The 14,168-nt window shown below is 51.6% G+C and carries 12 protein-coding genes and 1 pseudogene; 8 read left to right on the forward strand and 5 right to left on the reverse strand.

The genetic code is table 11. The features are described from left to right. The first annotated feature begins 65 nt into the window (after nt 1–65). The 7 genes from ABLU86_RS21365 (at nt 66) to ABLU86_RS21395 (ending at nt 7,224) form a co-directional block, all read left to right on the forward strand. Complete coding sequence (locus ABLU86_RS21365) at nt 66–476, forward strand: CidA/LrgA family protein (protein ID WP_015368727.1); 411 nt, start codon at nt 66–68, stop codon at nt 474–476. Further along, nucleotides 469–1,158 carry an LrgB family protein gene (locus ABLU86_RS21370; RefSeq protein WP_015368726.1) on the forward strand — a complete coding sequence of 230 codons (690 nt, stop codon included), beginning with the start codon at nt 469–471 and terminating at the stop codon, nt 1,156–1,158. The genes ABLU86_RS21365 and ABLU86_RS21370 overlap by 8 nt, the downstream gene beginning before the upstream one ends. A 502-nt stretch (nt 1,159–1,660) precedes the next feature. Beyond that, entirely contained in the window at nt 1,661–2,221 is a 561-nt protein-coding gene (locus ABLU86_RS21375) for a fimbrial protein (RefSeq protein WP_162619017.1), read from the forward strand. A gap of 57 nt (nt 2,222–2,278) precedes the next feature. Then, on the forward strand, nt 2,279–2,968 hold the full coding sequence (locus tag ABLU86_RS21380; protein ID WP_032706696.1) for a fimbrial assembly chaperone: 690 nt from the start codon (nt 2,279–2,281) through the stop codon (nt 2,966–2,968). Next, nucleotides 2,922–5,507 (forward strand): fimbria/pilus outer membrane usher protein, encoded by a 2,586-nt coding sequence (locus tag ABLU86_RS21385; protein ID WP_348796317.1) that lies wholly within the window; start codon nt 2,922–2,924, stop codon nt 5,505–5,507. Before ABLU86_RS21380 ends, ABLU86_RS21385 begins: the two co-directional genes overlap by 47 nt. A gap of 34 nt (nt 5,508–5,541) precedes the next feature. After that, nucleotides 5,542–6,111 (forward strand): fimbrial protein, encoded by a 570-nt coding sequence (locus tag ABLU86_RS21390; protein WP_015368722.1) that lies wholly within the window; start codon nt 5,542–5,544, stop codon nt 6,109–6,111. A gap of 21 nt (nt 6,112–6,132) precedes the next feature. Then, nucleotides 6,133–7,224 carry a type 1 fimbrial protein gene (locus ABLU86_RS21395; RefSeq protein ID WP_042894947.1) on the forward strand — a complete coding sequence of 364 codons (1,092 nt, stop codon included), beginning with the start codon at nt 6,133–6,135 and terminating at the stop codon, nt 7,222–7,224. A gap of 41 nt (nt 7,225–7,265) precedes the next feature. On the opposite strand, the gene actP is transcribed toward ABLU86_RS21395, so the two are convergent. From actP to acs, 3 genes are all read right to left on the reverse strand, one after another. Beyond that, on the reverse strand, nt 7,266–8,915 hold the full coding sequence (gene actP, locus ABLU86_RS21400; protein ID WP_015704067.1) for a cation/acetate symporter ActP: 1,650 nt from the start codon (nt 8,913–8,915) through the stop codon (nt 7,266–7,268). Beyond that, nucleotides 8,912–9,226: a DUF485 domain-containing protein gene (locus tag ABLU86_RS21405; RefSeq protein ID WP_015704068.1), complete on the reverse strand. Its 315-nt coding sequence runs from the start codon at nt 9,224–9,226 to the stop codon at nt 8,912–8,914. The genes actP and ABLU86_RS21405 overlap by 4 nt, the downstream gene beginning before the upstream one ends. A gap of 188 nt (nt 9,227–9,414) precedes the next feature. Continuing rightward, nucleotides 9,415–11,373 (reverse strand): acetate--CoA ligase, encoded by a 1,959-nt coding sequence (acs, locus tag ABLU86_RS21410; protein ID WP_032709622.1) that lies wholly within the window; start codon nt 11,371–11,373, stop codon nt 9,415–9,417. A 414-nt stretch (nt 11,374–11,787) separates the two neighbouring features. Here acs and gltP point away from each other — a divergent pair, with 414 nt between their 5' ends. Then, nucleotides 11,788–13,098, forward strand: coding sequence for a glutamate/aspartate:proton symporter GltP (gltP, locus tag ABLU86_RS21415; RefSeq protein WP_015368716.1), 1,311 nt, complete (start codon nt 11,788–11,790; stop codon nt 13,096–13,098). A 35-nt stretch (nt 13,099–13,133) separates the two neighbouring features. Here gltP and ABLU86_RS21420 read toward each other — a convergent pair whose 3' ends face one another. Continuing rightward, complete coding sequence (locus ABLU86_RS21420; protein ID WP_063402167.1) at nt 13,134–13,817, reverse strand: tetratricopeptide repeat protein; 684 nt, start codon at nt 13,815–13,817, stop codon at nt 13,134–13,136. 68 nt (nt 13,818–13,885) lie between these two features. Continuing rightward, nucleotides 13,886–14,168: pseudogene (locus tag ABLU86_RS21425) on the reverse strand (hypothetical protein); the annotation flags it as partial.

Consider the following 14,168-nt stretch of genomic DNA (forward strand, 5'->3'; position numbering starts at 1 on the left):
CATTTCTGTCCGCAAGGGCGGCTCTCTATACTGCACCCCTGACTTATTTTTAGGGAATTCCGCTCATGGCCTTCGCGCCAGCACGTGTTGCGCCTTTCGTGATGCAACGTCTTCAGGTACCGGTTCAGGTACTGCTCTATGCCGGGTTGTTTGTCTGCGCTGAATATCTGGTTAATTGGCTACATCTCCCGCTTCCTGCCAATCTTGTCGGCATGTTGATGCTGCTGATGCTTATCGTCTGCCGGGTGATACCGCTAAACTGGGTGCGTGCAGGCGCGCGCTGGCTACTGGCGGAGATGCTGCTGTTTTTCGTCCCGGCGGTGGTTGCTGTCGTTAACTATGCGCAACTGCTGATGATAGACGGCTGGCGCATCTTCCTCGTCATCGGGCTAAGCACCACCATGGTACTGGGCGCCACGGCCTGGGTAGTGGATAAGGTCTATCGCTATGAAGTGAGCAGGTTGAAAGATGAGTGATTTTACCCTGAGCGTGCTGTGCCTGGCGGTCACCCTCGGGCTCTATTTCGCCAATAAACGCCTCTATCGCCGCTTCCACAAACTGCCGTTGATGCCGCTGGTGCTCACACCGGTACTGTTGGTGCTGATCCTCGTCTTTGGTCATATTTCCTACCAGAGCTATATGGGCGAGTCGCACTGGCTATTGTGGTTATTGGGGCCGGCCACCATCGCCTTCGCCGTACCGGTCTATGACAACATAGCGATTATTAAGCGTCACTGGATGTCGTTGACCGCCGGTGTCGTGACGGCTTCGGTGGTGGCGGTGACCACTTCCGTCTGGCTCGCGCGTCTATTTACTCTTTCTGATGAGATCCAGCGAAGCCTGGCGGTACGCTCGGTGACCACTCCGTTTGCGCTGGCGGCAGCGAAACCGCTCGGCGGCCAACCGGATCTGGTGGCGTTATTTGTGGTGGTTACCGGAGTCTTTGGCATGGCGATTGGCGACGTGCTGTTCTTACGCCTGTCGATCAGCGCCGGAATGGCGAAAGGGGCTGGGTTCGGCGCAGCGTCGCACGGCGCCGGGACTGCCCGCTCCTACGAACTCGGCCAGCAGGAGGGCGTGGTCGCCAGCCTGGTAATGATGCTCTCCGGCGTGGTAATGGTTCTGGCGGCGCCGCTAGTACGCTGGGCAATATTTTAATATTCAGCAGTTTTACCTCAAAGTGCAGCAGGTAAGGCTGCTGATATTAGAATGATTTAAGAAACTACGTATATATAAGACGTTTGGCTTAATTGATATTTAAAGTGTTTAGGCTTTATTCCGAATCCATCAAAATGCATTAACTTTCTTTATGGCTGAAGGTGTATCTAATTGGTTGATGTTTATGGTTTTATATTGTGTGATGACAGATGATGAATCTCAGCTAATAAGTGATGTTAGCTCTTCTTATTGAAAAATATATTCTGCACGATATTCTTTTTACGTGGGCTATTATTATTGAATGGATTCTATGAGTGACCACGTGGTGAAATATACCCTAAATAATTCGAGTTGCAGGAAAGCCAACGCACATGCAACTTGAAGTATGACGGGTATAAATTGATCTTATCATTGTTTGCATGACGCATTTGTAATGCGAATATTGAATTCCATTCTCTAATATACCTGCATGAAGCAATTGACGGATTGATTGTCATTTAAAATGGATATGGGAATTCATATGAAAATTAGTAAGAAATATGCGTTAAGCGCGCTGGCAATTTCTGCCTCCTGCATGCTGTCGACTTTTACACAAGCTGCATCGAATACTATCACTTTCAACGGTACCGTTTCTGATACCACCTGTACCGCAACAATTGATGGTGGAGTGACATCTATCGAAATGGGTACCACTTCAGTAGCGGACTTGAAAGCGAATACCTTTGGTGCGGCGAAGAATTTTTCATTTTCACTCGCTAACTGTCCTGCTACTGAAGAAGGGGGCAACGCTGTCGCCCGCATCACCTTCGGTGGCGAGGCAGATGCTGCGAACAGTGATTACTTCAAAAACCAGGCCACGAGTTCTGCTGCTTCCGGCGTTGCGGTCGCCATTTTTGATAACGAGGGTAATCTGCTGAAAAATAACGAAGAAGGTGCCGATGTCGATATTTCATCCGGGGCAGCAACTATTCCTTTTACTGTGAAAATGGTCAAGTCAGGCGCTTCTGATCCTACGAAAGGTACGGTAAATACGACAGTGACCTATAACGTGACTTACTATTAATTTATTTTATACGGAGAAAGGGGAGCTGAGTGTAGATTCCCCTTTATTTAGGGATATATGAGAAATTGTTTATTCTTTATTAGCTTATTGCTAACTTTTTCGAATGCACAAGCGAGCGTGGTGGTGGGCGCGACTCGTGTGATATTTGATGGCGCCAAAGAGAGTACGGTGGTTGGTGTTGATAATAAAGATAATACTACTAATATTGTTCAGTCCTGGCTTTCTGTCGTTGATACGTCATCGCCAGTAAAAGACGCTTTTATTATTACACCACCGCTATTTCGATTAAATTCGGGAGAGAAAGGATTTGTCCGGATCGTGCGCTCAGGGAAACCATTGCCAACAGATCGCGAGTCTATGCTCTGGTTAAATGTTAAAGGCATACCCGCGATGGACAATATGCCAGATAAAAATACGGTGCAGTTTGCCATTAACTCTAAAATTAAACTTATTTATCGTCCAAAAGAACTACAGGGCCAAATACCAGAAAACTATGCGGATAAATTACAATGGCGCCGCGATAGCAATTTTTATAGTGTTATAAATTATTCACCATTGTATATGAACTTCTCACAAATAAAGATTAGTGGTCAGAATATATCTGGAATATGGTTCGTTGCACCATTTTCTACGTTAAAGATACCGGCAAAAGCTGTTTTATCCTCTGCGGGAAGTAAAGAAATCACATGGAGCGTGATTAATGATTATGGCATGGCAGGGAAAAAATATTCCGCAATCATACAGTAGCATTGCTCTGTTTCAGACTCCAGGGTATATCGGAGTAGCATTTCTGCTATACGTTACTACCCTAAGTTCTGGCGCGCAAGCCGGAGAATACTTCAACCCTCATTTACTGGAAGTGACTGAAAGTAGTGCTACCGCTGTGGATTTATCCTGGTTATCTCAGGATACCATTCCTCCCGGCAGTTATAATCTGGATATTTATATTAATGATAAATATATATCTTCCGAGGTTGTTGAATTTAAAAAAAACACGGATAACCAGCAGATAAAGGTTCAACCCTGCATTGGCGTTGAGCTGTTAAGATCATGGTCGATTAATACCGAGCGTTATCCGCAGTTAGCGGATATGGCAACGCATTGTGCCCGTCTGTCTGTTATTCCTGGCCTTGAATACTCCGTATCGTTATCGCAGCAGCGCCTCGCATTTTCTGTGCCGCAGGCGGCGTTGCTTAATCGCCCTGGAGACTATGTTCCGGAAGAACAGTGGCAGCAAGGAATAAACGCGGGTTTGCTTAACTACAGTTTGTCGGGGCAATGGAATACACCGCGGCACGGCGGTAGCGCCACCGAAAGTCAGTTTGCGAGTTTGCAGCCTGGCATAAATCTGGGGCCGTGGCGCCTTCGCAACTATAGCACGTTTGATCATGGCGATGACGGCAGCCACTGGCAATCGGTGTATAGCTATCTTGCTCGCGATATTCATACCTTGAGAAGCCAATTCGTTCTGGGTAATACGTATACCTCATCAGGTATATATGACAGTATGAATTTTACTGGTCTGCAACTAAGCTCTGATAAGGAAATGCTGCCGGACAGTCTGCATGGTTTCGCGCCAACGATTAAAGGTATCGCGCGTACTACCGCTGAGGTCACCGTTTATCAGAATGGTTACAGTATCTATAAAACAACGGTTGCCCCCGGGGCCTTCGAGATTAAGGATCTTTATTCAACGGGGAGCGCAGGCGATCTCAACGTTAATATTAAAGAGTCCGATGGTAGTGAGCAAAATTTTATTGTGCCTTATGCGTCGCTTGCCATTTTGCAGCGAGAGGGGCAGTTGGACTATGCCTTTAGTAGCGGAAAAACGCGCGCGACCAGTTCTGGCGATAAAGAATATAATTTTATCCAGTCGACAGCGGCATACGGCGTTTCAAGCAATATTACGTTATATGCTGGATTGCAACAGGCTGAAGATAAATATACTAATATATTAATGGGTTCTGGTTTTAACTTAGGCAGTATTGGTGCGTTGTCGTTTGACGCTTCTCAGTCATTGGCAGATATTAAACAAAACGAAACCCGTTCTACGTTATCGCAAAAAAAAGGACAATCCTTACGTCTGCGCTTTAGTAAGAGCTTTATACGGACGGGAACTAATTTTTCGGTTGCGGGTTATCGCTATTCTACCGCGGGATATTACTCCTTTCAGGATTTTATCGATAATGCCTCAAATGACCGCGATTGTTGTACCTTAAATGGCCGGAAAAAAGGGCGCTTTGATGCCTCAATATCGCAATCACTATTTGGACACGGTTCTCTGTCGCTTTCTTTAGTCAATGAAACCTACTGGGATAGTTCGCGAATGGAGTCTCTGGGTATTGGCTATAGCGGGTCTGTGGGAAAAGTCTCGTATTTTATTAATTACTCATATAACCGAAACGTGCAAAGTAGCGAAAATAGTACCGAGACTAAACCTGACAGCGATACCCTTGTGTCTTTAACGCTGTCTCTGCCGCTCGGCGAGAGTCTCTCATCTAACTACAGCATGAGCTCTGGCCGTACCAGCGACACTACCCACAGCGTAGGACTGAACGGTATGATGCTGGCGGATCGATCGCTTAACTGGAATATTCAGCAAGGTTATAACGCCAGTAATAAAAGCACTTCCGGAAATATTGGCGTGGATTATCAGAGTTCCAGAGGGGATATTTCCGGCGGTTACGGCTATGACCATTATAGCAACCATTATAACTATTCATTACGCGGTGGCATGATCGCCCACGCCGGTGGACTCACGCTTTCCCGATTCCTCGGCGAGAGTTCCGCCCTGATTGCCACGCCCGGTGTGGGTGATGTGGCGGTACGCGGACAAACCAATGTCACTACCGATTCCACAGGTTACGCAATTGTGCCATATATTCGGCCGTACCATATTAATAACCTGTCATTGGATGAACAGCAGATTGCAGGTGCGGAGATCGATAATGTGGTGAAAAACGTGGTACCGACGCGCAACGCGATAGTGAGAGTGCAATACGATACTTATATTGGAGCGAAAGCGATGGTCACTTTAAAGACGCGGACCGGCGTCGCGCCGTTCGGCGCCATTGTGACTTTAGAAAAACAGCCGCAACGGCGCCAGGATATTCGCAGCAATATTGTTGGTGATGACGGGCAGGTTTATATGACAGGGCTTCAGCAAAAAGGAACCATGCTGGTGAAATGGGGTGAGGGAGACAATGAACAATGCCGCGCAAACTATGATTTGACGGGTAGAGAAAAAAGCCAGGAGATTATTTTTTATCAAACACTGTGTCATTAATTTATGCAATTGCTCAAAGCAATGGGGTTTTATAATGGGTGATGTTAAAAATATTGGCGGTATCTTGATCTGTTTATTAGGTTATTTAATCTGTGGGTTGTTTGTTATTTCGCCACCAGTTTTCGCCTATGAGGATTCAAGTACGCTCAATTTTAATGTTTCCGGAAACATTGAGGAGCCATCCTGTAACGTTGAAATAAAACCCTCTACCACCATTGATCTAGGCACGGTGTCGTATCAAACGCTTACCGGTAAAGCGGGTTCTAGTGGGGAAAGCACGCCGGTTAAGCTTGAGTTTAGTAACTGCTCCGCGGGAATCTCTACGGTCACCTTATCCTTCAGTGGCTCCTATTTTGATGATGCCCATGCTTCAATTTATAAAAACTATCAAACCGGTAGTGATGGGGCCAGCGGTGTCGGAATGCAACTGCTAAGCCAGGCGGATAACCAGCCATTAGGGCCGAACGATCGGTATGTTTATACGTTTGATGATAGTGCTGGCGCTCATACATTTAACATGATCGCCAGAATGTATTCGCCCTACGGAAAAATTAGTGCTGGCATTGTGGGATTTACCGCGACCTTTGATGTCACCTATAAATAACTATTACATGCAGGAGGATGCATGAAAAAATTTATCTGGCTAGCTCTGTTCCTGTTTACTGAGTTTAGCTGGGGGTGTGGCGGGGAAAATTACGGTGATATATCCATGACTAATTTACCTGAGAAGATTTTAGTTAGTGCCGGGAATTACTCAGCCGGAACAGTATTATATGACTCAGGAAAAATAACTCATTCGTCAACCGCTCTAACTAATTGTAAAGGAGATATCTACGCTCTCTTTCAGTGGGCCTCAAATAATGCAGGTAGTTTACTCGGTGATAATATCTATACCACCTCGTTACAAGGCGTTGGATTGAGAGTCAAAGTCTGGCTAAACATTACCGGGGAATATGACGGCGATAGTGGTGATTTCAGTAGTGACTATCAGACGCATTTTATTGGTGATGCTAATTACTATCTTGGTAAACCTTCCGGGGTACTGGATTATTATGCTTCAACCAGTTATTCACCCGCTTACCAGCTGCAGTTAGTGGCGACAGGCGGTCCAATAGCGACAAATAGTAAACTGTCTTTGACCGATCCGATCGCTACGGTTTCTGCGAAAGATAGCACAGGCACTATCGTGATTTCGCAACTGCATATTAGCGGCACCACCACGATTCAACTGACCCCGATGGGCTGTGTAACCAATAGCTCGGGGCTGAACTTCGAGATGGGTACGGTCAGCGCCTCGGCGTTTAATACCGCTACGAAAGTGGGCTCAGCTCGGCAGTCGGTCACGCTCTCCTGCGAACCCGGGACTAACGTATCGATGCGGGTGACGGCGGCACAAGCGGGCGGTGATAATCCTGATAACACGGTGATGGCGCTGACGGCAGATAGCAATGTCGCCACCGGCGTTGGCGTCCAGCTCAATCTGAATGACGAGGCGCTACCGTTGAATACGGATATCAGTTTGTATTCTTCAAGCCGCACGACGGTGACCAATAGCGACGCGGATGCCGGTTATACCGTCTTTACTAATCCTGATAGCCCCGGCGGTGCTACCGCTATGCAGACATTATCGTTTTCCGCCAACTATTATAAGACGGGGGCTGAGGTGACGGCGGGGCCGGCAAATGCGAGCGGGGTGATAACCTTTACCTATAACTAAAACACAGCCCCTTCCTCAAGGCGAGGAAGAGGCTGATATGCTTAGTGCGCCTGTCCGCGTTCGATACCGATACCGGTTTGCGAACGGATGAACTGAGCGCGGAACTGCTCGCGCTCGCGCATCCCTTCGGCGGAGTTATCGGTAATCGAGAACAGCCAGATGCCGATGAAAGCGATGGCGATGGAGAACAGCGCCGGGTATTCATACGGGAAGACCGCTTTCTCGTGACCAAGGATCTGCACCCAAATGGTCGGGCCGAGGATCATTAAAATCACCGCAGTGAGCAGGCCGAGCCAGCCGCCGATCATCGCGCCGCGGGTGGTCAGCTTCGACCAGTACATCGACAGCAGGATAATCGGGAAGTTACAGCTGGCGGCGATAGAGAACGCCAGGCCGACCATGAAGGCGATATTCTGGTTTTCGAACAAAATCCCCAGCAGAATCGCCACCACGCCCAGGATCAGCACGGTAATTTTCGACACTTTCAGCTCTTCACGTTCGGTCGCCCCTTTCTTGAACACGTTGGCATACAGGTCATGAGAGACCGCCGATGCCCCCGCCAGCGTCAGCCCGGCGACTACCGCCAGGATCGTGGCGAAAGCCACCGCCGAGATAAAGCCAAGGAACAGATTACCGCCGACGGCATCCGCCAGATGCACCGCCGCCATATTATTGCCGCCGATAAGCTGACCGGCGGCGTCTTTAAACGCCGGATTCGCTCCCACCAGCATGATGGCACCGAAGCCGATGATAAAGGTAAGAATATAAAAGTAGCCCATGAAACCGGTGGCGTAGAACACGCTCTTACGCGCTTCTTTGGCGTCGCTCACGGTGAAGAAACGCATCAGAATATGCGGCAGACCCGCGGTACCGAACATCAGGCCGAGACCGAGCGATAGCGCCGAGATGGGGTCTTTCACCAGCCCGCCGGGGCTCATGATCGCTGCCCCTTTCGGATGCACCGCCATCGCTTCGGCGAACAGATTATTGAAGCTGAAGCCGACGTGCTTCATTACCATAAAGGCCATAAAGCTGGCGCCGAACAGCAGCAGGACCGCTTTGATAATCTGTACCCAGGTGGTGGCGAGCATGCCGCCGAACAGCACGTACAACACCATCAGCACGCCGACCAGCACCACCGCCACGTGATAGTTGAGGCCGAATAGCAACTGGATGAGCTTACCGGCGCCAACCATCTGCGCAATCAGATACAGCGCCACCACCACCAGCGAACCGCAGGCGGAGAGGGTGCGGATCGGCCCCTGCTTCAGGCGGTAAGACGCTACGTCGGCAAAGGTGTAACGGCCGAGGTTACGCAGGCGTTCGGCGATCAGAAACAGAATAATCGGCCAGCCGACAAGGAAGCCGAGCGAATAGATCAGTCCATCGTAGCCGGAGGTGTAGACCAGCGCCGAAATGCCGAGGAACGAGGCCGCGGACATAAAGTCGCCGGAAATCGCCAGCCCGTTCTGGAAGCCGGTAATATTGCCGCCAGCGGTGTAGTAATCGCTGCGCGAACGGACGCGTTTTGACGCCCAGTAAGTGATGTACAGCGTCAGGGCGACGAAAATCACGAACATGATAATCGCCTGCCAGTTGGTCGGCTGACGCTGCACCGCGCCGGTAATGGCATCGGCGGCGTTAGCGGCGAAAGGGAGCGTGGCGGCAAGCGCCGTCAGGACTTTTTTCATGATGCTTGCACCTCGCTGATCACGCTTTTGGTCAACTTGTCGTATTCGCCGTTTGCCCGCCAGACGTAAATCCCGGTCAGGACGAAGGACACAATAATAACGCCGATACCAATAGGGATGCCGCGGGTCACGCTGGTGCCTTCATGCAGAGGCGTCCCCAGCCAGCCGGGCGCGAAGGCGATAAGCAAAATAAAGCCTACGTAAATGACCAACATAATGACTGACAGAATGGCGGCAAACCGTTGCCGTGATGCAACTAACTCCCTGAAATGCGCACTATTTTCTATCCGCTGACAAATTTGTTCATTCATCTTCGCGTCTCCAGAGGTAACCCTTATGTCATCCATCGGCTATCCGTCGGCAACAGTGACTCGCCCGACGCTATTGCGTCGAGTCGTCGCTGATTTACCGCTTTCCTGCTGAATAGAATCCTTGGGGGGAGTTTATGTTTTTAACCTCTCCCTCCTAAGAGGGAGAGGGGGTAGGGAATAGGTTAAGGTTATGACGGCATCGCAATGGCCTGCTTCTCTTCGAGCAGTTTGTCCACTACGCCCGGATCGGCCAGCGTCGAGGTATCCCCGAGATTACTGGTATCGCCAGCGGCAATCTTACGCAGAATACGGCGCATGATTTTGCCGGAGCGGGTTTTCGGCAACGAGTCAGTCCAGTGCAGTACATCCGGTGTCGCCAGCGGGCCAATCTCTTTGCGTACCCAGTTACGTACTTCGGCATACAACTCCGGCGTCGGCTCTTCGCCGTGATTCAGCGTCACGTAGGCGTAGATGGCCTGGCCTTTGATGTTATGCGGAATACCGACCACCGCCGCTTCGGCGATTTTCGGATGCGAAACCAGCGCGGATTCAATTTCCGCGGTGCCCAGACGGTGGCCGGAGACGTTCAGTACGTCATCGACGCGACCGGTGATCCAGTAGTAACCATCTTCGTCGCGACGGGCGCCGTCGCCGCTAAAGTACATATTTTTAAAGGTTGAGAAATAGGTCTGCTCGAAGCGTTCATGATCGCCAAACAGGGTACGCGCCTGGCCAGGCCAGGAGTCGGCGATCGCCAGGTTGCCCTCGGTCGCGCCTTCCAGCGGCGTCCCTTCGTTGTCCACCAGCACCGGCTGGACGCCGAAGAATGGACGCGTGGCGGAACCGGCCTTCAGTTCGGTGGCGCCCGGCAGCGGGGTGATCATGAAGCCGCCGGTTTCGGTCTGCCACCAGGTGTCCATCACCGGACATTTTTCGTTGCCGATCTTCTTCCAGTACCACTCCCAGGCTTCCGGGTTAATCGGCTCGCCGACCGAGCCGAGGATGCGCAGTGAGGAACGATCGGTACCTTCGATAGCTTTGTCGCCCTCCGCCATCAGCGCGCGGATCGCCGTCGGCGCGGTGTACAGAATATTGACCTGATGTTTATCCACTACCTGGCACATGCGCGCCGGGGTCGGCCAGTTTGGCACGCCTTCAAACATCAGCGTGGTGGCGCCGCAGGCCAGCGGGCCGTACAGCAGGTAGCTGTGACCGGTGACCCAGCCCACATCGGCGGTGCACCAGTAGATATCGCCCGGATGATAATCAAAGACGTATTTGAAGGTAGTCGCCGCATACACCAGGTAGCCGCCGGTAGTGTGCAGCACGCCTTTAGGCTTGCCGGTCGAGCCGGAGGTATAGAGGATGAACAGCGGGTCTTCGGCGTTCATTTCCACCGCTTCATGTTGGTCATCCGCTTTTTCAATCAGATCGCTCCACCACAGGTCACGACCTTCCTGCCAGTCGATTTTGCCGCCGGTGCGTTTGAGTACCACTACGTGCTCGATGCTGGTGACGTGCGGGTTTTTCAGCGCATCATCGACGTTTTTCTTCAGCGGGATGGCGCGACCGGCGCGTAACCCCTCGTCAGAGGTGATCACCAGGCGAGCGCTGGAGTCGATAATGCGTCCGGCAACCGCTTCTGGCGAAAAGCCGCCGAAGATAACCGAATGGATAGCGCCGATGCGCGCGCAGGCCAGCATGGCGACGGCCGCTTCAGGCACCATCGGCATATAGATAGCAACGACATCGCCTTTTTTAATGCCCAGATCGAGCAATACGTTGGCAAAACGGCAAACATCGCGATGGAGTTGGCGATAAGTGATGTTTTTGCTCTGGCTGGCGTCGTCGCCTTCCCAGATGATCGCGGTCTGGTCGCCGCGCTCGTGCAGATGGCGGTCGAGACAGTTGGCCGCGAGGTTCAGGGTGCCATCTTCATACCATTTGATGGAGATGTTTCCCGGGGCGAAAGAGGTATTTTTTACCTGCGTATAGGGCTTAATCCAGTCGAGGATTTTGCCTTGCTCACCCCAGAAGGCATCTGGGTTGCTGATGGATTGTTGGTAGTTCACCTGGTACTGTTGCGGATTCATCAGGCAATGTTCCGCAATCTCTGCGGGAATAGGGTGTTTATGTATTTGGCTCATGGCTTTTTTTCTCCTTTAACTTGTTAAATATATGTCAAATAACCGTTAAGAATAGGGGCTTTATGAGCTTTGTTTACTATTTGGGGGGCAGATCACGCATTGATTAAACTGAATGAAATTCAATCAAATGAAACTTTGAAGTGAAATAATTTACAGCGTGGATTTATAGAAACTGAATGTGTTAAATATTTTTTATAACAAATACTTATGCAATGTAATGCGCTGAAATGGGCGGATTTATGCAGAAAACCAGAGGAAAGCCCTGTTCTTAAAGGCTTGCGCAGCATGCCGTGCAAATGATACTGATATTGCGCGTTAAATAACCCCATAAAGCAACGCAACACAATTCATACCCCTTTCAGTGGGTGCCATTACCTCCCGGAATGGTGCCTTTCATTGAGGAAGTCAGTAGTGATGAAAAAAACAAAAGTCAGCCTGGCCTGGCAGATTTTGCTAGCCCTGGTGCTTGGCATACTTCTGGGCAGCTACCTGCATTACCACGCCGAAAGCCGTGATTGGTTAATCTCAAACCTCCTGACCCCGGCGGGCGATATCTTTATCCACCTGATTAAAATGATTGTCGTCCCGATTGTCATCTCGACGCTGGTGGTGGGCATTGCGGGTGTAGGCGACGCCAAGCAACTGGGCCGCATCGGCGCCAAGACCATTATCTATTTTGAAGTGATCACCACGGTGGCGATTGTGCTGGGGATCACCCTGGCGAACGTCTTCCAACCGGGCAGCGGCATTGATATGTCGCAGCTGGCGGCGGTCGATATCTCGAAATATCAGAACACCACCGCAGAGGTGCAGAGCCACGCTCATGGCCTGATGGGGACTATCCTGTCGCTGGTGCCGACCAATATCGTCGCCTCGATGGCGAAAGGCGATATGCTGCCGATTATCTTCTTCTCGGTGCTGTTCGGTCTGGGCCTCTCTTCATTGCCGGCGACCCATCGCGAACCGCTGGTCACCGTTTTCCGTTCTATCTCTGAAACCATGTTCAAAGTGACGCACATGGTAATGCGCTATGCGCCGGTCGGGGTCTTTGCCCTGATCTCGGTGACCGTCGCCACCTTCGGCTTCGCTTCGCTGTGGCCGCTGGCTAAGCTGGTTATCCTGGTTTACTTCGCGATTCTGTTCTTCGCGCTGGTGGTGCTGGGTATCGTGGCGCGGGTATGTGGGCTGAGCATCTGGATCCTGATTCGTATCCTTAAAGATGAGCTGATTCTGGCTTATTCCACGGCGAGCTCCGAGAGCGTGCTGCCGCGTATCATTGAGAAAATGGAAGCCTACGGCGCGCCGGCCTCAATCACCAGCTTCGTGGTGCCGACCGGCTACTCCTTTAACCTCGATGGTTCGACGCTATATCAGAGCATCGCGGCGATCTTCATCGCCCAACTGTACGGTATCGACCTCTCCCTGTGGCAGGAAATCACTCTCGTGCTGACGCTGATGGTGACCTCGAAAGGCATCGCGGGCGTACCGGGCGTCTCCTTCGTGGTGCTGCTGGCGACCCTGGGTAGCGTGGGGATCCCGCTGGAAGGGCTGGCGTTTATTGCCGGCGTCGACCGTATCCTCGATATGGCGCGTACCGCGCTGAACGTGGTCGGCAACGCGTTGGCGGTGCTGGTTATCGCCAAGTGGGAACATAAGTTTGATCGCAAGAAAGCGCTGGCGTATGAACGCGAAGTGCTGGGCAAGTTTGATAAAACCGCCCAATAAGATGTCAGGGCCCGGCCATTCGCGCCGGGCTTTTTTTAGCCTTTGGTTATCCTGTCGAACTCTTCACATCCGGTATCAAACCCCTCCTGACAGCTGACGTTAAGCCAGTGCAGCGCTTTTTGCGGGTTTGGTTCGATAAAACCTTTCTCTCCCTGCTGGAACATCATCCCTGCCCAGTATTCGGCATAGCCGGTACGTGAAAGCGCCGAGCTGCCTTTGAAGTATTGCGCGGCCTTGAGGTCATCTTCCGGCGGCAGCACGCCGCTGGCGTAGATAAGCCCCAGCAGCATCTGCGCATCGACGGCGGAGTCGCTCTCTTCATCTTTGGCCGCATCCTGCAGCAGCCTGATGGCGTGCGCATAATCGGTTGGGCCAGCCTGCTGATTGACCAGCACGCGGGCGAGGATAATCTCGCCGGCCTTGCTGCCGGCCTGCACGGATTTTTCCGCTAGCTGTCGGGCCTGTTGATAGTCGGCCTGCTGCGGATTACGGATTTTAAGCTGAGCCAGCAGCGCCATCGCGTCGCCATCGCCCTGCGCCGCCGCTCTCTGCGCCCAGTATTCAGCCTGTTGATAGTTGCCGGAGCTAACCCAGGTATCCGCCAGATAAAACTGCGCGCGTGGGTCGCCGGCTTCGGCCTGCTGTTGGTATTGGCTGCCCGGATCCGCAGCGTCTGCGGCGAAGCTTGCCAGCGCCAGCAGTAAATAGAGGTATTTCATTTTTTTATTATCAGTAAGGGAGACCCCCGCAGTATAAAGGGCGGCGGAAAAGAAGAAAATGGCGGGAATTAGCGGGGTGAATACCCGGAGAAGGCGCATAGCGCCTTCTCCGGGCTACGGTTCGGTATTTGGTTGGTAGCCCCGGTAAGCGTAAGCGCCACCGGGGAAGGATCCCGGATAGCGGCGCATAGCGCCTTATCCGGGCTACGGTTCGGTATTCGGTTGGTAGCCCCGTTAAGCGCAAGCGCCACCGGGGGAGGGGTCCCGGATAGCGGCGCATAGCGCCTTATCCGGGTTACGGTTCGGTAGTCGGTTGGTAGCCCCGGTAAGCGTAAGCGCCACCGGGGAGGG

It is taken from the genome of Klebsiella sp. JN_Kp121 (genome assembly GCF_040062145.1).
Lineage (GTDB): Bacteria > Pseudomonadota > Gammaproteobacteria > Enterobacterales > Enterobacteriaceae > Klebsiella > Klebsiella aerogenes.